The sequence below is a fragment of the Streptomyces sp. SID13726 genome, from assembly GCF_010548375.1.
Lineage (GTDB): Bacteria > Actinomycetota > Actinomycetes > Streptomycetales > Streptomycetaceae > Streptomyces.
On record NZ_JAAGLY010000115.1, the window covers coordinates 1 to 690 of the forward strand.

Annotated in this window: 1 protein-coding gene; it reads right to left on the minus strand. The window is 71.3% G+C overall.

Translation table 11 applies throughout. The features are described from left to right. Positions 1 to 297: 297 nt before the first annotated feature. Complete coding sequence (locus G3I78_RS46645; protein WP_164436663.1) at positions 298 to 492, minus strand: hypothetical protein; 195 nt, start codon at positions 490 to 492, stop codon at positions 298 to 300. Between the last annotated feature and the right edge of the window lie 198 nt (positions 493 to 690).

Below are 690 nucleotides of genomic sequence, written 5' to 3' on the forward strand. Positions count from 1 at the left end.
CCCGCCGTAAGCATGCGCGGCCACCTGGCATCGCGGCTACCGGGCTGCACGGGCTGGACAAGCAGCCAGCGGCGGAGGGGGATCGGTGGGTGGCTGGCCGCCGGGCGAGCGCCGGCACCGAGTTGAGCGCGGACCGTACCCCCGCCGTCGACCCGAACCGAGCGTGAGGCGACCGCACCGCCCGGTCGCGGCTGATGGGGGGCAGCAGCTGCCGCGCTCCGTCTGGGCCCGCCATGGTCCCTCCGGGTCGGTGCACCTCTCGCTGTGGCTGATGAGCGCGTCGTCCAGAGGCGGGGACTACACGCCGTCCTGCTCCTGGCCCTCGAAGAGGGTGGCCTGCTGCTGCCGCTCATCGTCCGAGTCGAAGGCCCGCAGCCATCCCCTCGGATCCACATCCGGCCGCGCTCCGTCCGCCGGCACTCCCCGCTTCTCCCAGTACTCCAACCGCTCGTCCCAGTCCGGCTCCGGCAGCGGTATGGCCGACGCCGTCATGCCAACGCGTCGGCGCCCGGGCTTGAGCAACGGCACCGGAGCAGGCCCAGGGTGCACGACCGGCTCGACCGCCGGCGGATCGGGCAGCGGAGCAGGCGCCGGAATCGCGGGGGTGACCTGCACTGATTCCATTTCGTCAACTGACGTTTTCGGGTGGGGGATCCGATTGTCAGTTGACGAAATGGGGCGATTGTCAGT